This is a genomic window from Pseudomonas sp. CIP-10, assembly GCF_020911845.1.
Lineage (GTDB): Bacteria > Pseudomonadota > Gammaproteobacteria > Pseudomonadales > Pseudomonadaceae > Aquipseudomonas > Aquipseudomonas alloputida.
This window is the reverse complement of record NZ_CP087160.1, coordinates 914,365-931,366: the sequence shown is the minus strand read 5'-3', so window position 1 is coordinate 931,366 and position 17,002 is coordinate 914,365. Positions and strand designations below refer to the sequence as shown.

At 62.4% G+C, this 17,002-nt stretch carries 15 protein-coding genes and 4 pseudogenes; 7 read left to right on the top strand and 12 right to left on the bottom strand.

From position 1 onward, the window contains the following. The first annotated feature begins 64 nt into the window (after positions 1–64). On the top strand, positions 65–1,060 hold the full coding sequence (cra, locus tag LMH93_RS04275; RefSeq protein ID WP_003247312.1) for a catabolite repressor/activator: 996 nt from the start codon (positions 65–67) through the stop codon (positions 1,058–1,060). 2 nt (positions 1,061–1,062) lie between these two features. After that, positions 1,063–1,839: a TatD family hydrolase gene (locus LMH93_RS04270; RefSeq protein ID WP_019750469.1), complete on the top strand. Its 777-nt coding sequence runs from the start codon at positions 1,063–1,065 to the stop codon at positions 1,837–1,839. Positions 1,840–1,883: 44 nt separating this feature from the next. Here the strand turns inward: LMH93_RS04270 and ampE are convergent, their stop codons facing one another. The 3 genes from ampE to LMH93_RS04255 form a co-directional block, all read right to left on the bottom strand. Further along, positions 1,884–2,714, bottom strand: a complete 831-nt coding sequence (gene ampE / locus LMH93_RS04265; RefSeq protein WP_003247314.1) for a regulatory signaling modulator protein AmpE — start codon at positions 2,712–2,714, stop codon at positions 1,884–1,886. Beyond that, positions 2,711–3,283, bottom strand: coding sequence for a 1,6-anhydro-N-acetylmuramyl-L-alanine amidase AmpD (gene ampD, locus LMH93_RS04260; protein WP_004575862.1), 573 nt, complete (start codon positions 3,281–3,283; stop codon positions 2,711–2,713). The genes ampE and ampD overlap by 4 nt, the downstream gene beginning before the upstream one ends. 88 nt (positions 3,284–3,371) lie before the next feature. Further along, positions 3,372–5,531 (bottom strand): DUF1631 domain-containing protein, encoded by a 2,160-nt coding sequence (locus tag LMH93_RS04255; RefSeq protein ID WP_230064853.1) that lies wholly within the window; start codon positions 5,529–5,531, stop codon positions 3,372–3,374. Between the two features lie 242 nt (positions 5,532–5,773). On the opposite strand from LMH93_RS04255, the gene nadC reads away from it, so the two are divergent. Further along, positions 5,774–6,622 (top strand): carboxylating nicotinate-nucleotide diphosphorylase, encoded by an 849-nt coding sequence (gene nadC, locus LMH93_RS04250; protein ID WP_003247317.1) that lies wholly within the window; start codon positions 5,774–5,776, stop codon positions 6,620–6,622. A gap of 75 nt (positions 6,623–6,697) precedes the next feature. Here nadC and trxB read toward each other — a convergent pair whose 3' ends face one another. Beyond that, positions 6,698–7,660 carry a thioredoxin-disulfide reductase gene (gene trxB, locus LMH93_RS04245; RefSeq protein ID WP_003247318.1) on the bottom strand — a complete coding sequence of 321 codons (963 nt, stop codon included), beginning with the start codon at positions 7,658–7,660 and terminating at the stop codon, positions 6,698–6,700. 330 nt (positions 7,661–7,990) lie between these two features. Here trxB and cysZ point away from each other — a divergent pair, with 330 nt between their 5' ends. Beyond that, positions 7,991–8,719, top strand: a complete 729-nt coding sequence (gene cysZ / locus LMH93_RS04240) for a sulfate transporter CysZ (RefSeq protein WP_230064852.1) — start codon at positions 7,991–7,993, stop codon at positions 8,717–8,719. 318 nt (positions 8,720–9,037) lie between these two features. On the opposite strand, the pseudogene LMH93_RS04235 reads toward cysZ, so the two are convergent. The 6 genes and pseudogenes from LMH93_RS04235 to LMH93_RS29780 all read right to left on the bottom strand — a co-directional run. Then, positions 9,038–9,659: pseudogene (locus tag LMH93_RS04235) on the bottom strand (GAD-like domain-containing protein). 110 nt (positions 9,660–9,769) lie between these two features. Beyond that, on the bottom strand, positions 9,770–9,928 hold the full coding sequence (locus LMH93_RS29795; RefSeq protein WP_442800193.1) for a polymorphic toxin type 15 domain-containing protein: 159 nt from the start codon (positions 9,926–9,928) through the stop codon (positions 9,770–9,772). A 61-nt stretch (positions 9,929–9,989) separates the two neighbouring features. Next, a pseudogene (locus LMH93_RS29790) lies at positions 9,990–10,445 on the bottom strand (DUF6861 domain-containing protein); the annotation flags it as partial. Between the two features lie 67 nt (positions 10,446–10,512). Next, on the bottom strand, positions 10,513–10,638 hold the full coding sequence (locus tag LMH93_RS29615) for a hypothetical protein (RefSeq protein WP_256817577.1): 126 nt from the start codon (positions 10,636–10,638) through the stop codon (positions 10,513–10,515). A gap of 18 nt (positions 10,639–10,656) precedes the next feature. Beyond that, a pseudogene (locus tag LMH93_RS29785) lies at positions 10,657–11,070 on the bottom strand (methyl-accepting chemotaxis protein); the annotation flags it as partial. 180 nt (positions 11,071–11,250) lie between these two features. After that, positions 11,251–11,844: pseudogene (locus LMH93_RS29780) on the bottom strand (PAS domain-containing protein); the annotation flags it as partial. A 307-nt stretch (positions 11,845–12,151) separates the two neighbouring features. On the opposite strand from LMH93_RS29780, the gene LMH93_RS04220 reads away from it, so the two are divergent. After that, entirely contained in the window at positions 12,152–13,342 is a 1,191-nt protein-coding gene (locus LMH93_RS04220; RefSeq protein WP_212628292.1) for a glycosyltransferase family 4 protein, read from the top strand. A gap of 64 nt (positions 13,343–13,406) precedes the next feature. Here the strand turns inward: LMH93_RS04220 and LMH93_RS04215 are convergent, their stop codons facing one another. Further along, entirely contained in the window at positions 13,407–13,889 is a 483-nt protein-coding gene (locus tag LMH93_RS04215; RefSeq protein ID WP_003247324.1) for a glutathione peroxidase, read from the bottom strand. Positions 13,890–14,034: 145 nt separating this feature from the next. Then, complete coding sequence (locus LMH93_RS04210) at positions 14,035–14,520, bottom strand: FKBP-type peptidyl-prolyl cis-trans isomerase (RefSeq protein WP_003247325.1); 486 nt, start codon at positions 14,518–14,520, stop codon at positions 14,035–14,037. Between LMH93_RS04210 and LMH93_RS04205 the strand changes: the two genes are divergently transcribed. Both LMH93_RS04205 and pta read left to right on the top strand, forming a co-directional pair. Next, positions 14,519–14,821 (top strand): DUF3565 domain-containing protein, encoded by a 303-nt coding sequence (locus LMH93_RS04205; RefSeq protein WP_010952015.1) that lies wholly within the window; start codon positions 14,519–14,521, stop codon positions 14,819–14,821. The genes LMH93_RS04210 and LMH93_RS04205 overlap by 2 nt on opposite strands. A 31-nt stretch (positions 14,822–14,852) precedes the next feature. Next, positions 14,853–16,940 (top strand): phosphate acetyltransferase, encoded by a 2,088-nt coding sequence (gene pta / locus LMH93_RS04200; protein ID WP_010952014.1) that lies wholly within the window; start codon positions 14,853–14,855, stop codon positions 16,938–16,940. The last annotated feature ends 62 nt before the right edge of the window (positions 16,941–17,002 follow it).

The window sequence follows — 17,002 nt, the reverse complement described above, 5'->3', positions numbered from 1 at the left end:
TGTACCGGGTCAAACTACCCGGTCCGGCCTTACAGCCAGCCCCGGTAATAACAAGGAAAATTCGGTGAAACTCAGCGATATCGCCCGTCTGGCCGGTGTGTCCGTGACCACTGCCAGCTACGTCATCAATGGCAAGGCTGAACAGCAGCGCATCAGTAACAGTACTGTCGAGCGGGTACGCGCGGTGGTCGAAGCCCACGGCTTCACCCCCAACCCGCAGGCTGCTGGGCTGCGCAGCCGGCATACCCGCACCCTGGGCTTCATTCTCCCGGATCTGGAGAACCCCAGCTACGCCCGCATTGCCAAGCAACTGGAGCAAGGCGCCCGCGCCCGCGGCTACCAGCTGCTGATCGCCAGCAGCGACGACCAGCCAGACAGCGAGCGCCAACTGCAGCAACTGTTCCGTGCGCGCCGATGCGATGCGCTGTTCGTTGCCAGTTGCCTGCCGCCAGAAGATGACAGCTACCGCGAGCTGCAGGACAAAGGCCTGCCGGTGATTGCCATCGACCGCCGCCTGGACCCCGCACACTTCTGCTCGGTGATCAGCGACGACCGCGATGCCAGCCGCCAGCTGGCCGCCAGCCTGCTCAGCTCGGCCCCACGCAGCATCGCCCTGATAGGCGCGCGCCCCGAGCTGTCGGTTAGCCAGGCGCGTGCCGGCGGATTCGACGAAGCCCTGCAAGGCTATACCGGCGAAGTGCGCCGCTATCAGGGCGAAGCGTTCAGCCGTGAGTGCGGCCAACGCCTGATGCAGCAACTGATCGACGACCTGGGGGGCCTGCCGGATGCTCTGGTGACCACTTCGTACGTGCTGTTGCAGGGCGTGTTCGACACCCTCCAGGCGCGCCCGGTCGACTCGCGCCAACTGCAGCTGGGTACCTTTGGCGACAACCAGTTGCTCGACTTCCTGCCGCTGCCGGTCAATGCCATGGCCCAGCAGCATGGCCAGATTGCCGCCACTGCGCTTGAACTGGCACTGGCCGCCATCGAGGAAAAACGCTATGAACCCGGCGTGCACGCCGTTGGCCGCACCTTCAAGCAACGCATCTCAGCGGCCTGAACATGCGCCTGATCGACACCCACACCCACCTGGACTTCCCCGACTTCGACGCCGACCGTCCGCGCCTGCTGGCCAACGCGGCGGCCCGTGGGCTGGAGCGGATGGTGGTGCTGGGGGTGTACCAGGCGAATTTCCAGCGCGTGTGGGAGCTGGCCTGCGCCGAGCCGCGCCTGTTCGCCGCGCTTGGCCTGCACCCGGTCTACCTCGACCAGCATCGCCCTGAGCACCTGGTGCAGTTGCGCGAGTGGCTGGAGCGCCTGCGCGACAACCCGCGGCTATGTGCCGTAGGTGAGTTTGGCCTGGACTATTACCTCGCAGACCTTGACAAGACCCGCCAGCAGGCGCTGTTCGAAGCGCAACTGCAGATGGCTTGCGACTTCGAACTACCGGCCCTGCTGCACGTGCGCCGCAGCCATGCCCAGGTGATTGCCACACTCAAGCGCTACAAGCCAGCGCGGGCGGGGGTGATTCATGCGTTTGCCGGCAGCTACGAAGAGGCCCGCGAGTACATCAAGCTGGGCTTCCTGCTGGGGTTGGGCGGTGCGGGTACCTGGCCGCAGGCGCTGCGGCTGCGCAAGACTCTGGCGCGGCTGCCACTGGACAGTGTGGTGCTGGAGACTGACGCACCGGACATGGCACCGGCGATGTACCCGGGGGTACGCAACAGCCCGGAGCATCTGCCGGAAATTGCCACGGCGCTGGCGCACGTGATGGGGCTGGATGTCGAGGTGCTGGCACAGGCCAGCACCCGCAATGCTTGCACGTTGTTCGGCTGGTGAAACTCGGGTGACCGAGATTCGCGTGGGATGCGATTGGCCCCGAATCAGACCAGCACGGTCCACAGCGCGAACCCGGCATACCACAGCACTGCACAGCGCAACAGCAATTCCCACAGACTGTCCAGCCGCCCCAAACCGCGCTGGCTGTCCTCTTCTTCGGGAATGTCATCGGCAATCCGCCCCACCCGAGCCACCAGGTGCCCGGCGCTGATGTGCCAGTTGAGCACCTCGTGCAGCATCACCCGTGTCACCGCGAGGAAGTTGCCCACCAGGGCAAAGCTCAACGCCAGCGCCCGCACCGGCAACCAGTCCATGATGTGCCGCAACTGCTCGGCACGCGCCTTCAAAGCCGGCTGCTTGCTGTGCTCACTACACAGCGCCAACAATCGATAAGCCAGCGCAGCGCCAGGGCCCAATACGAAATACCAGAAGATCACCGCAAAAAAGCCCTGGTACACCTGCCACAGCAAGTTACCCTGCACCCGTACCAGCAGGCTGTGGGGTTCATCGGCCACCAGGCCCAGGTCACGCTCGGCTACGTGCAGCGCCGCCTGATCGTCCCCCCGCCGCCAGGCATCACGAAACGCCCCCAACGATGCCTTGGCATCGCCGCGGCCCAGGCTGTAGATCAGCACCAGCAGGTGCACCGGCAACGCCAGCAAACCATACGCCACAGGCTCCAGCACATGCAGCAGCAACACCAGCAGCGCTACCGGCGCCAACACCAGGATGGCCAACGTCCACCACGGGTGCACCTTGCCGCTGCGTTCCAGGCGCACCAGTTCACCAAGAAAGAACCCGTCACGCTGCACCTTATGGCGCAGCGCCGAAAACTTCTCGACCCACAGCGCCAGCACCAACACCAGAAAACTCATGCCTTGTCCTCGTTGTGCTGCAGCGCCTGGCGGTAGCGCGGCCAGTCGAAGGCCGGGCCGGGGTCGGTCTTGCGCTGCGGGGCAATGTCGCTGTGGCCCTGAATGCGGTTCAGGTCGATGGCCGGCCAGGCACTGCGGATGTGCCGGGTGAGTTGCTCCAGCACCGCATACTGGGCATCGGTATAGGGCAGGTCGTCGGTGCCTTCCAGCTCGATGCCGATGGAAAAGTCGTTACAGCCTTCGCGCCCGTCAAAGCTCGACACACCCGCATGCCAGGCACGGTCATGCAACGACACGAACTGCGTCACCGCGCCGTCACGCTCGACAAACAGGTGCGCCGACACAGTCAAGTGGTTGATGCTGGCAAAATACGGGTGTTCATCAGGGGCCAGGCGGTTCTGGAAGAATTGCTGCACCTTGCCCGTGCCGAAACAGGCCGGGGGCAGGCTGATGTTGTGGATCACCAGCAGGGAAATCGATTCGCCTTCGGGGCGCGCATTGAAGTTCGGCGAGGGGCAGTGGGTGATTCCGATTCCGTGGAACCAGCCAGTGGCACGGTCCAATTGCATGGGCAGATCCTGAAAAACGCCGTGAACATGCCCACAGTATGCCCTGTGGCCAACACCGTGTGCATGTGAATGATTGTAATGTGTCTGCCTATTGCGCCTGCCCTTGCCGCAAGCTCTCAAGTACCGCCTCCAGCGCCCGTTCGAATAACAGACGGTCATCCAGTACGCGCACTTCGTGCCGCTGCAGTGCCTGGGCCAGGCTGGCGCTGCTCCACTCGCGCACTTTCATGCCGGTGCGGTTGGCAAACACCAGCCTGTCACTGCTGTCAATGCGCGCGACCAGCTTGCAGCGCAGTGGTTCATCCTCGTCGAGCACCTCGACCCAGGTGCCGATGCGCAGGCGTTGCGCCTGGCGCAGCGCTGCAGCCTGCCCGTCGGCAGCGTGCAGGGGCACGCAGGCGGGCTCTTCGGCAATAGCCAGCACAATCTCTTCGGCCACCCGCACATCGCCCAAGGATTGGCCCTCCCTGCCCGGCAGCGCCTCATTACCTGCGCAGGCCCGCAGATGCAACTGTTCCAGTTGCAGGAAGAACTCGCGGGTCGCCACCGCGTCCAGGGCTACACTGGCCAGGCCATCGCGCAGCGCCTTGAGCAGGCCTGGCACTTGCTGCAGCAAGGCTTGTGGCTCATGTGGCGGCGTGATGCTGGCCAGCAGCATGTCCATCGTCTGCACTGCGTCGTGCCAGGCCTGTGAGCCCTCGCCCTGTTTCAGCCAAGCCAGCAGCAGTACCTGGCTCCAGGCCTGCACCAGCATTTGCACCACCACCTGCGGCAGTACCCGGCCACGCAGGCGCTGGTTGAGCACGTGCTGCACCTGCTGCCTGGCTTGCATTGCCCGGGCACGGCCTTCTTCGGCGTCGCGAGTGCGTTGCTCCAGCAACTCGTTACGTCGCCGTTCGTCCTGATTGAATGCCAGGAAGTCGTCGAGCAACTCGGCGAACAGGCTAGCATCGTCGGCAAAATCATTGAGCAAACGCTGGACGATACGCTCTACCCGCACATGCAGGCTGTCACGCTGGCCTTCGCTGCCGCACTCCCAGCCAATCGCGGCGCCGGCGATTTCGTTGAGCAAACGGCGCGCCGGGTGGCTACTCCGGCTGAACAGCCCCTTGTCCAGTAATGCCACCTTGAGCAGGGGAATATGAAGGCGCGCAATCAGCGCCCGCAGGCTGGCCGGCAGGTTGTCATCGTTGTGGATGAACGCGAACAGCAGGCCAACCAGGTTGATCATGTCTTCATCAGCCACGTGAAGGCGCCGGCGCGTGCCGCTGCGCACGCTGACCCGCAACAGCAGCTGCTCAAGCTGCTGGCCGAGCTCGAAGTCATCGGCCTCGTACGTGGCGGGCACATAGCGCTGCAAATGCGACAGTAGCCGGAGCAGGTCGGCGGTACTGATCGGCTGGGCGGCAGCCACCGCGTGCAAGCGCGGAGCGAACTGCCCGCGCACCGGCGCCAGCAGTGCCTGCAACGAGGCAAACAACGCCTGCCCTGCGGCGTCCGCCCCCTCCTCCTGGCCAAGGTTCGCCGGCCCGGGTCGCGCACGCATGCGCCGGTCTTCGGCACGCCGGCGCGGCGCCGGTTGCAGCTCGGGCAGTACGCCGGCAGCGGCCAGCAACTGGTTGGCTTCGCCATAGATCACATCGGCATCACGTAGCACATAACGCTCGAACAGCTTCAGCAGCACCAGCTTGACCCGCAGGCCAACGCCCAGATTACGCCCGGCCTCGAGGAAGTAACGACACAGCGCGGCTGGCCCCAATGGGTTGTGCTGCTCGTACAGGGGGCGGTCGAGCAATGCCTGCAGGCGCAGACCCAGTTGCTGCAGGGCAATGCCATCGCGTGACAGCACCCGCGCCACCATGCCCTCGATGGCGGCGGCCCGCTCCATTTGAGCCTTGCTGCGCGGGTTGCCCGTCTCGACCAGGTTTGCCAGCAAGTCGACCTGGCCGGCTCGGAGGAAAGCATCATGGAACGTATCCAGAAAACCACGCTCGATGCTCTTGCGCTTCAGGCGCAGGTCACGCATGGCCTCGAAGTACAGGTTCTGGTCACCGCGGTCCGAGGCCTTGTCGGCCATTTCGAAGAGCATGTCATCGGCATTGTCGAACAAGTCCTGCAGGCCCTGACGCAACTGCAACGCGGCCTTGTCGCGCACCTGCAGCAACACGACCGGAAGGCAAGGATGAGGCGTGCGCCCCCCTCGGTCGATGGCTGCCGCCAAGGGCACCACCTTGCCTTCTTTTTGCATCCTGGACTCCTTGCAGGGTGTCTTGCCCGAAAGGGCTGAAAATCGTCAAAGCCATGGCGCCAAATACCAGTCGCCATTATCGGTAAAAAACCGTATAGCTACCAGCGCCGTTTCGCTGGCTGGCTAATGACCCTGATCGGCTCCGATTACTCACAACGCCCGACCAAAGGTCAGCGCCAAGGCGGCTGTACACACCGGCCCCCTGCCCTATAATCGCGGGCACCTAGCTTGTGGAGCCGACCATGCCGAACCTACGCCTTGCCGACCTGACCGCTGAAATTGAAGCCAACGTGCGCCGCGCGCTGTTGGAGGACATCGGCAGTGGCGATATCACCGCGCAACTGATTCCGGCCGAGCGCCTGGCCAAAGCGACCATCATCACCCGTGAAAACTGCGTGGTCGCCGGTACCGCTTGGGTCGATGCCGTATTCCGCCAGCTCGACCCGCGCGTTGCTGTGCACTGGCAGGTGGCCGACGGTGAGCAGGCCACTGCCAATCAGCCGTTGTTCCACCTGGAAGGCCCGGCCCGTTCGCTGCTCAGTGGGGAGCGCAGCGCACTGAACTTCCTGCAGATGCTGTCGGGGGTCGCCACCCGTGCGCGCTTCCTCGCCGACTTGGTTGCAGGCACTCAGGTGCGCCTGCTGGACACCCGCAAAACCCTGCCGGGCCTGCGCCTGGCGCAAAAATACGCAGTGACCTGCGGTGGGTGCGACAACCACCGCATAGGCCTGTACGACGCCTTCCTGATCAAGGAAAACCACATCGCCGCCAGCGGCGGCGTAGCCGAGGCGGTGGCCGCAGCACACCGCATTGCGCCGGGCAAGCCGGTGGAAATCGAGGTCGAAAGCCTGGACGAACTGCGCCAGGCGCTGGCCGCTGGCGCGGACATCATCATGCTCGACGAGCTGAACCTGGACGAAATGCGCGAAGCCGTGCGCATTACCGCGGGCAAAGCCAAACTTGAAGCCAGCGGCGGGGTCAACGAAACGACCCTGCGGGTGATCGCCGAGACAGGGGTGGACTACATCTCGATTGGTGCCATGACCAAGGATGTGAAAGCGGTGGACCTGTCGATGCGACTGAGCCTGTGAGCTGATTGCAGGCAATAAAAAACCGGCGCTTGGCCGGTTTTTTATTGGGGGCGCTTTGCACCCCTTTTTCTCAGATCAGAACGAGGCGTTGGCCAAACCGTCCAGGTAGCGCTCGACATCCAGCGCTGCCATGCAGCCCGCACCGGCCGACGTGATGGCCTGGCGGTAAACGTGGTCAGCCACGTCGCCAGCGGCAAACACACCCTCGACGTTGGTCGCGGTGGCGTTGCCTTCGCGGCCGCCGTTGACTACCAGGTAGCCGTCTTTCAGGGTCAGCTGGCCTTCGAACAGCGAAGTGTTCGGGGTGTGGCCAATGGCGATGAACACGCCGTCGACCTTGATTTCGTCGCTGCTGCCGTCGTTGTTCTTCAGGCGCGCACCGGTTACACCCATGTTGTCACCCAGCACTTCGTCCAGGGTGGCGTTGAGCTTGAGCTCGATCTTGCCTTCGGCCACACGGGCGTTCAGCTTGTCGACCAGGATCTTCTCGGCGCGGAAGGTTTCGCGACGGTGTACCAGGGTCACTTTGCTGGCGATGTTGGCCAGGTACAGTGCCTCTTCCACGGCAGTGTTACCACCACCGACCACGGCGACCGGCTTGTTGCGGTAGAAGAAACCGTCACAGGTGGCACAGGCCGAAACACCCTTGCCCATGAAGGTTTCTTCCGACGGCAGGCCCAGGTAGCGAGCGCTGGCGCCAGTGGCGATGATCAGCGCATCACAGGTGTACTTGCCGCTGTCACCCTGCAGGGTGAACGGCTTGTTGGCCAGGTCGACAGCGTTGATGTGGTCGAAGACGATTTCGGTTTCAAAACGCTCGGCGTGCTCTTGCATACGCTGCATCAGAGCCGGGCCGGTCAGGCCGTGGGGGTCGCCCGGCCAGTTGTCGACTTCGGTGGTGGTGGTCAACTGGCCACCCGCCTGCATGCCGGTGATCAGCAGCGGCTTGAGGTTGGCACGGGCGGCATACACCGCAGCGCTGTAACCGGCAGGGCCGGAACCGAGAATGATGACGCGCGAATGACGTACTTCAGACATGTCGAACTCCTGTCGAGCGGGCCGCAGGGCCGGCATCGGTGTACCGGCTGCGCCAGCCAAGAAATTAAAAAGGACCCACGCAGCACTTGGGGAAGGCTAAAACGCGCAGGCCCGCAAAGCGAAAAGTTGAGCGCACTGTAGCGAGGTCGCAAAGATTAAGGAAATATCCTTAGACAATCCACCTCATAGGCATCGCCTATGCTGCGATTTCATCGATAAACACGCGCCGGGCGCTTTTGTTACATCCCGTTTCCCGCCCACGGCGCGCCTTTCGTCGGCGCGGCAAACTCGGTAAGGTCAGCGCGTTTTCCTTCTCTGCGGAGTCTCTAGATGCAAGCCCCTGTCCTCTCTGGCCCCCAATACCTGCGCGAAGGCCTGAAACTGGTGCTGAGCCCCAACCTGCGGTTGTTCGTGCTGCTGCCTCTGGCGGTCAACCTGTTGCTGTTCGGTGGCCTGAGCTACTTCGCCGGCCACCAGTTCGGCCTGTGGCTCGATGCCCTGATGCCCACGCTGCCTGACTGGCTTAGCTTCCTCAGCTACATCCTCTGGCCGCTGTTCGTTGCCTTGCTGGTGCTGATGGTGTTCTTCACCTTCACCTTGGTGGCCAACATCATTGCCGCGCCGTTCAACGGTTTTCTGGCGGAAAAGGTCGAGGTGGTAGTGCGTGGCGAAGACACCTTCCCAGCCTTCAGCTGGGGCGAGCTGGCAGCCATGGTACCGCGCACCTTCAGCCGCGAAATGCGCAAGCTGGGCTACTTCATGCCACGCGCCATCGGCCTGTTCATCCTGTCGCTGATCCCGGTGGTCAACGTGGTGGCTGCGCCGCTGTGGCTGATCTTTGGCGTGTGGATGATGGCCATCCAGTACATCGACTACCCGGCGGACAACAACAAGATGAGCTGGCAGGACATGCTGGCCTGGCTACGGCAGAAGCGCTGGCAGAGCCTGGGCTTTGGCGGCATCACCTACCTGGCGCTGATGATTCCAGGCGTGAACGTGCTGATGATGCCGGCGGCAGTGGCCGGGGCTACGTTGTTCTGGGTGCGGGAGCGGAGCTGATTCCTGGGCCGTGTGCGATTGACATGAATGGCGCGGGCCCCTGTGGGAGCGGCCTTGTGTCGCGATAGGGCCGCAAAGCGGCCCCGGCAATCTGTGCAGTGGCGCTGAAATCCGGGGCCGCTCTGCGGCCCTATCGCGACACAAGGCCGCTCCCACAAAAAAGCAGAGCGTGCCTGGCCTGGTTCACTGCCCCACTGGCTGCAAAACTGCCCCACCACATCCACCACCGGCTGCGCCCCGTCCTGAATCCCTATAATCACGCTGCCAGTCTCGTCGGCCAGCGCCAGCCTTTGCTCAGCCTGGCGGTTGACTGCGGCATTAATCTGGCTGCTCGGAAAAGGAGTAAGGTTGAAGATCTGTCAATTGCGCCAGAAAGATCAAGTGTTCAACAGCGCTGAATTTTTAAGATGTTGCAGGGAGTCAGCCCCGCCCAGCATGAGCGCGGGGAAAAAGCCGTACATCTCGTCATGTTTAAGTCTACCCAGTTTTTCCTTGGCAGGATTGAAGAGACCATTGAAATCCATTGACTCCACTTCTCTTGACAAAATAAAGCCTTGAAGCTCAGTATTTAGTTGTTCCTTTGTGAATTCAGTTCGATAAAATATGTACTGAGACCCAACGCTTGTTATTTCCAATGAAAATCCAGTTTTTTCTCCCCAAAGGTACAAGTCTCCGAAGGCACTTCTTGCAACCAAATGATAGCTGTCGTGCGAAGCAAGTGCCGTGCCTGCAATCCAGCAGGAAACTACGGCGTCATATTCTTGCGGATTGACTAGCCAGAATATGCCCTCACCGTAGCCCCCCACCCATGCTCGGACCAATATTCCAAAAGCTTGTGAGGAAGCTTGTCTCTGTATCTTTCGATTGTGGAGCCAGGTACTTCCCGGCGGTCAATCGGCGGACCGAAATTCTCAATCAAATTGGCAAATACTTTATCCATTTCAACCGTCTCACTTAGCACTTATGTAATGTGACATTCATGCGAATTGAGCCTCTGGACTCCAGGGGTACCCTTTCGGCCGCTTTCTTTAAGTTGGGTATCCTGGTTTTCTATTGGGCGCCTATCACTGAGTTCACCTGGCGGTCCCCAAAGTCCGATATGACGTCTCTACCTCCGGCGACGAGATCCGGATTGTGCAGTGCTGCTGTAATTGACATCCGGTTTCTGGCTTTTTCTATTGCAACCCGTTGCGCTTCAAATGGGCCCATGGTTTTCCTGAGCTCTTTTTCAATCTTTCCTTGATAAATTCTTGCTCCTTTTTTCTCGCTCTCTGGGCAAGCCCTCGATGAAGAACTCGGCAATGCAAGCCAGCCCCAGCGCGCCAAGGATCCAACCACTGACCTTGAGGCCCATGGCCGCGCCAGCGCCAGCGAACGGAATGGTTCCGGCGCCGCCGGCGAATGCGCCTACCCCTGCGCCAAGCAGGCCACCGGTAACGGTGCTGCCGACGACGATCATCGCCATCTGCTGCACGACCCTCAGCAGTTCGTCGACGATGCTGTTGATGTCGAGGTCGGCGAAGCGCTGGCGTAGCAGGTGCGCCGCCTGCCATTCGGCGTGGTAGAAGGCTGTGCGGACAGCTTCGATCCGGCGCAGGTTGAGGCCCAGTGAGGCGACCTCTTCATTGAGGCTGGTGCGGAACTGGCCACCGCTTGGGTAGCCCACCATGGCGATGACACGTGACTCGATCTCGTGCCAGGAGGGCACGAGGTAATCCAGGTACATGAGGTGTCTCCCTGACAACGTGTGCAGGGGGAAATCCCATCATGGATTCGGATCGGAGGTTTCTGAGTCAGTTGTAGGAAAATGCGACTTCGTTCCCGGCATGCTCGGCGAAGTTCAGCTGTTCAGTTGTTGCTGTGGGTAAGGCTTTCTTGAGATCGAGCGCCGCGCAGACGAAGCTCGATCCCATGGCCATTACAAACCCCAAGCCATATCAAAGACTCAGCCGGCTGGAAAACTGCCCCACTACGTCCACTACCCGCTTCGCCCCGTCCTGGATCTCGACAATCACGCTGCCCGTCTCATCCGCCAGCGCCAGCCCCTGTTCGGCCTGGCGCTTGCTGGTGTCGATGATCGACACTGCCGCCTGCGCCAGTTGTTCGTTCTGCTGTACCACCCGGGCGATTTCTTCGGTGGCGGTGCTGGTGCGAGAGGCCAGTTGGCGCACTTCGTCGGCAACGACGGCAAAGCCCCGCCCTTGCTCACCGGCACGGGCGGCTTCGATGGCCGCGTTAAGGGCCAACAGGTTGGTCTGCCCGGCAATGTCGCTGATGGTCTTGATGATCGAACCGATCACCCGCGACTGGGTATCCAGCGCCTGGATCCCGTCGGCCGCCTCTTGCATCGAAGCCTCCAGTCCACGCATCACGGTGACAGTCTGGGTGACCACTTCGGTGGCCTTGCGAGCACTGACATCGGTACCCAGCGAGGTGTTGTAGGCGACATCTGCCGCCTCGGCCACTGCCAGCTCCTGGTTGACCTGATCGGTGATCACGGTGGCGAACTTGACCACCTTGTACAGCACATCGTGGGCATCGAAGATCGGGTTGTACGAGGCCTCCAGCCAGATCACCCGGCCATGGGCATCGATGCGCTTGAAGCGCTCGGCAACATATTCGCCACGGCGCAGCCGGTCCCAGAACGCTTGGTAGCCGGCCGAGTTGGCCTCCTGCGGTTCGCAGAACATGCGGTGGTGCTTACCGCGAATCTGCTCCAGGCGATAGCCGACGGTGGCCAGGAAACGATCGTTGGCAGTGAGAATGATGCCGTCGAGGTCGAACTCGATCACCGCAGTAGAGCGCATCAACGCCTTGATCAGGCTTTCGTGCTCGCGTGAGGTCTCGATGGTTCGGGTGAGGTCGCTGGAATGCAGGGTGAAGTACTTGATGCGCCCCTCGCTGTTCTTCACCGGCTGCAGGATCGAGCGCAGCCAGGCTTCCTGACCATTGCCCCGCAGAAGACGGAACGCACCGTTCAGGTGTTCGCCACGGCTGATCGCGCTTTTCATGCGCTGGTAGAAGTCCAGCGACTTTACGTGGGCAGGGACGATGTCCTCGATATTGCGTCCAAGCAATTGTTCGGCACGGTAGAGCATCTCGCTCTCGAAGTTGCCGTTGACCATCTCGATCCGTCCCTGAGGATCGAGCTGCAGCACCAGCATCTCGCTGTCGAGACTACTCTTGACCTGTTCGATGGACATCAGGTCTTCGCGCAGTTGCCGGATTTCTTGCTTGAGCTTGTTGTTGAACATCACCGCTCTCCTGGAGCGCATCACGTAGTCGAATGCATCTTCATCGGCTGCCGGGGACACCTTCTTGAGTGCTGTGCGAGGAAATATTCATGAAGGCAAACGTGCCAGCGGTCAGGCGTCATCTTTACGTCACAAGGCGGTCACATTAGCGCAACCCGGCAGGCGGAAACTTTTTGTCATGAATACACCCGCCCTACGCATTACCTTGGTCAGCGAAACCTTCCCACCCGAGATCAATGGCGTGGCCAACACCCTTGGCCGCCTCAGTGAAGGGTTGCGCCAACGCGGCCATGAGGTCGAGGTGGTGCGCCCACGCCAGGCAGGCGAAGGGCACGCGCACAACGACCCGCACCTGATGCTGTGCCGTGGCTGGGCGCTGCCTGGCTACCCGGGTTTGCAGTGGGGCGAGGTGTCGATGCACAAGCTGTTGCGCCGCTGGCGCCGGCAGCGCCCGGATGTACTGTACATCGCCACCGAAGGGCCGCTGGGGCTCAGCGCCCTACGCGCGGCCCGACGCCTGGGGGTGGCAGTGGTCAGTGGCTTTCACACCAACTTCCCGCAGTATTCCGGCCAGTACGGCCTTGGCCTGCTGGCGCGCCTGCTCACTCACTACTTGCGCTGGTTCCATCGGCGCACGGCAATCACCTTGGTGCCAAGTGCCAGCCAGCGCCTGGAGCTGGAGCGTCGCGGCTTCGAACGCCTGGAGCTGCTGGCCCGAGGGGTCGATGCCTGCCTGTTCAATCCAGCCCGGCGCAGCCAGGCCCTGCGCGAAAGCTGGGGGCTAGGCCCGGAGGATATCGCCGTACTGCATGTCGGGCGACTGGCGGCGGAAAAGAACCTAGGCCTCCTAAGGCCTTGCTTTGAGGCATTACGCACGACCTATCCACAGAAGCGCCTGCGCCTGATCATGGTCGGCGACGGGCCTCAGCGCGCCAGTCTTGAACAACAGGTTCCAGATGCCGTGTTTTGCGGCGCCCAGCGCGGTGAACGACTGGCCGAGCACTATGCCAGCGGCGACCTGTTCCTGTTCCCGAGCCTGACCGAAACCTTCGGCAATGTGGTGCTCGAAGCCATGGCCTCAGGGTTGGCGGTGGTTGCTTATGACGAGGCGGCCGCAGCGCAGCATATTCGCCATGGCCACAGTGGCGCGCTGGCCATGCCGGGGGACCAGGCGGCGTTTGTCGATGCAGCGTGCTGGTTGCTGGAAGAAGTGGAGACGTTGCGCAGGGTGCGCCTGAATGCGCGACAGCATGCCAGCCGCCAAGGTTGGCCGGCGATTGTCGAGCAGTTCGAGGGGTATCTGGATAGCGCTTGTCGCAATGTCAGTGCTGCGGCTGGGCGTTCGACGCAGTATGTGCAGCGCCTGTGAAAGCGAGCGCCGCGCAGGCGGCGCTCGGCTTCGCAGGTGCCACAATGATCGCGCACGGCACTATTCAGACCAGTGCTTTTTCAATGGCCTGCACCACTGCTGGGTCATCCGGCGCCGTGCGGGGTGAGAAACGCGCCAGCACCCGGCCATCCTTGCCTACCAGAAACTTCTCGAAATTCCAGGTAATGTCACCGGGGAACTCGGCCCCCTCGCCTGCCAGCAGGCGGTACAACGAATGGCGCTGCGGCCCGTTGACCTCCAGCTTGCCCCCCAGCGGGAAGCTGACCCCGTAGTTGAGGCTGCAGAAGTCCTGGATTTCCTTTTCGCTACCCGGCTCCTGCCCGGCAAACTGGTTGCACGGCAGGCCAAGCACATTGAAGCCCTTGTCCTTGTAGATCTGGTAGAGGTTTTCCAGGGCCTTGTATTGCGGCGTCAGGCCACATTTGGAGGCGACGTTGACCACCAGCACCACTTGGCCCTTGAAGGGTGCGAGGGGCAGCTCTCCGCCGTTCAGCGCTTCCAGTTTCAGGTCGTGAAATGCACTCATGATGAAATCCCCTCTCAGGTTCCCGGTTGCCGTGCAGGCGAATTTCGCCCACTAAAAAGGCGCTCGTCCAAACCGTTCACCTCCCGTAGGAAGGCAAATCGGCTTGCCCGAGCGCCTGGCGACTTTCTGAGCTTAGCGCAGAAAATCAGTGGTGATGGCCACCTTCACCGTGGATGTGACGGTGAGCGATTTCTTCGTCGCTGGCGTCACGCACGTTCACAACCTTGACCTGGAAGGTCAGGCGCTGACCGGCCAGCGGGTGGTTGCCATCAACGGTGACGTCGTCGCCGTCGATGTCGCGGATGGTGACGATCTGCATCTGGCCGTCCGGCGCCGAAGCGTGGAACTGCATGCCCACTTCCAGCTCGTCGACACCTTCGAACAGGCTACGGTTCAGGGTGCTGACCAGTTCGGCCAGGTACTCGCCGTAGGCCTCTTCAGGTTCAATGGAAACGTTCAGCTCGTCACCAGCCTGCTTGCCTTCCAGGGCTTTTTCCAGGCCCGGGATGATGTTGCCGGCACCGTGCAGGTAAACCAGCGGCGCGCCACCGGCGGAGCTGTCGATGGTCTCCCCGGCGTCGTTGGTCAGGGTATAGTCGATGGAGACAGCCTTGTTGGCGGCGATCAGCATGGGGCAAGACCTTTTGCAAAAGAATGTAGAGCGGACAAGTGTAACCTTGCCATCGTCCGATTGCGAACGTGGTGCAGACGAGCAACGGCCCATCAGTCGGATCAACGGCTTTCATCAGGACGAAGAAGGCCACTGGGTGGCGGAACTTTCGTGCGGCCATACCCAGCACCTGCGCCACCAGCCGCCGTGGCAAGCACGCCCCTGGGTGCTCGACCCGGCACAACGTGCGCAGCACATCGGCCAGCCTTTCGCTTGCGGCTGGTGCGCACAAGGGGCCGATAGCGCTACCCTTGACCGTTAATTTCTTGCACCGCTTATTTCGAGAAGCACGCATGCAGACATTTTTCATTGCGCCGACCGACTTTGGTGTCGGCCTGACTTCGATCAGCCTGGGCCTGGTGCGCACCTTGGAGCGTGCCGGCCTGAAGGTCGGCTTCTTCAAGCCTATCGCCCAGCCCCACCCGGGTGACACCGGCCCCGAGCGCTCCACCGAACTGGTCGCCCGCACCCACGGTATCAAGCCACCGGTCCCACTGAGCCTGGCCCACGTCGAGCGCATGCTCGGCGATGGCCAGCTGGACGAGCTGCTTGAAGAAATCATCCGCCTCTACCAGCAAGCCTGCGTCGGCAATGACGTGGTTGTGGTCGAGGGAATGGTGCCCACGCGCCACGCCAGCTACGCAGCGCGGGTCAACCTGCACCTGGCCAAGAGCCTGGATGCCGAGGTAATCCTGGTATCGGCCCCGGAAAACGAAGTGCTCAGCGAGCTGTCTGGGCGGGTCGAACTGCAGGCCCAACTGTTTGGCGGCCCACGCGACCCGAAAGTGCTCGGGGTGATCCTCAACAAGGTGCGTACCGACGAGAGCATGGCGGACTTCGCCACCCGCCTGCGCGAGCACTCGCCATTGCTGCGTGGCAATGACTTCCGCCTGCTTGGCTGCATCCCCTACCAGCCCGAGCTGAACGCACCGCGGACACGCGATGTGGCCGAGCTGCTCGGCGCCCAGGTGCTCAATGCAGGCGATTACGAGCAGCGGCGCATGAGCAAGATCATCATCTGTGCACGCACGGTGGCCAACACAGTCCCGCTACTGACCTCGGGTACCCTGGTGGTAACCCCCGGCGACCGCGACGACATCATCCTCGCTGTCAGCCTGGCAGCGATCAATGGCGTGCCCCTGGCCGGCTTGCTGCTGACCAGCGACAGCAAGCCTGACGTGCGTATCCTTGGCCTGTGCCGCGGTGCACTGCAGGCCGGCCTGCCGATCCTTTCGGTCAGCACCGGCTCGTACGACACCGCCAACCAGCTCAACTCGCTGAACCGCGAAATCCCGGTGGACGACCGCGAGCGTGCCGAGTTCATCACCGACTTCGTCGCCAGCCACCTCGACGCGGCCTGGCTGCACCAACGCTGCGGCACGCCGCGCGAACTGCGCCTGTCGCCGGCAGTGTTCCGCTACCAGCTGATCCAGCGTGCGCAGCAAGCCAACAAGCGCATCGTCCTGCCAGAAGGCGCCGAGCCACTGTTGGTGCAGGCTGCAGCCATCTGCCAGGCCCGCGGCATCGCCCGCTGCGTGCTGCTGGCCAAACCCGAAGATGTTGACGCCGTGGCCCGCGCCCAGGGCATCACGTTGCCGCCAGGGCTGGAGATTCTCGACCCCGAACTGATTCGCGGGCGCTACGTGGAACCCATGGTCGAGCTGCGCAAAAGCAAGAACCTCAACGCACCGATGGCCGAGCAGCAGCTGGAAGACCCGGTGGTGATCGGCACCATGATGCTGGCCCTGGACGAAGTGGACGGCCTGGTCTCGGGCCTGGTGCACTCCACGGCCAACACCATCCGCCCGGCCCTGCAGTTGATCAAGACCGCACCCGGCTCGAGCCTGGTCTCATCGGTGTTCTTCATGCTGTTCCCCGAGCAGGTGCTGGTGTACGGCGACTGCGTGATGAACCCGCACCCAAGCGCTGCCGAGCTGGCGGAGATTGCCCAACAGAGTGCCGCCTCGGCGCAGGCCTTCGGCATCGCGCCACGGGTGGCGATGATCAGTTATTCAAGCGATTCGGCCAGCGATGAAGAAGTCGAGAAAGTGCGCGAAGCGACACGCCTGGCACAGGACGCGGCCCAGGAGCTACTGATCGATGGGCCGTTGCAGTATGACGCAGCGGCCAACCCGGCGATCGCCCGAGAGCTGGCGCCGGCGAGCCCGGTGGCCGGGCGCGCCACGGTGTTCGTGTTCCCCGACCTGAATACCGGCAATACCACGCACAAGGCGGTACAGCGCAGTGCCGACGGGGTCAGCCTGGGGCCGATGCTGCAGGGTTTGCGCAAGCCGGTGAACGACTTGCCGCGTGGGGCGCAGGTTGACGATATCGTGCATACCATTGCCCTGACGGCGATTCAGGCCAGCGTGGCGCGCTAAAAGCAGAGGCTTCTTTGCAAGCTTTGTGGGAGCGGGATTGCCCGCTCCCACAGAGCCGCAAA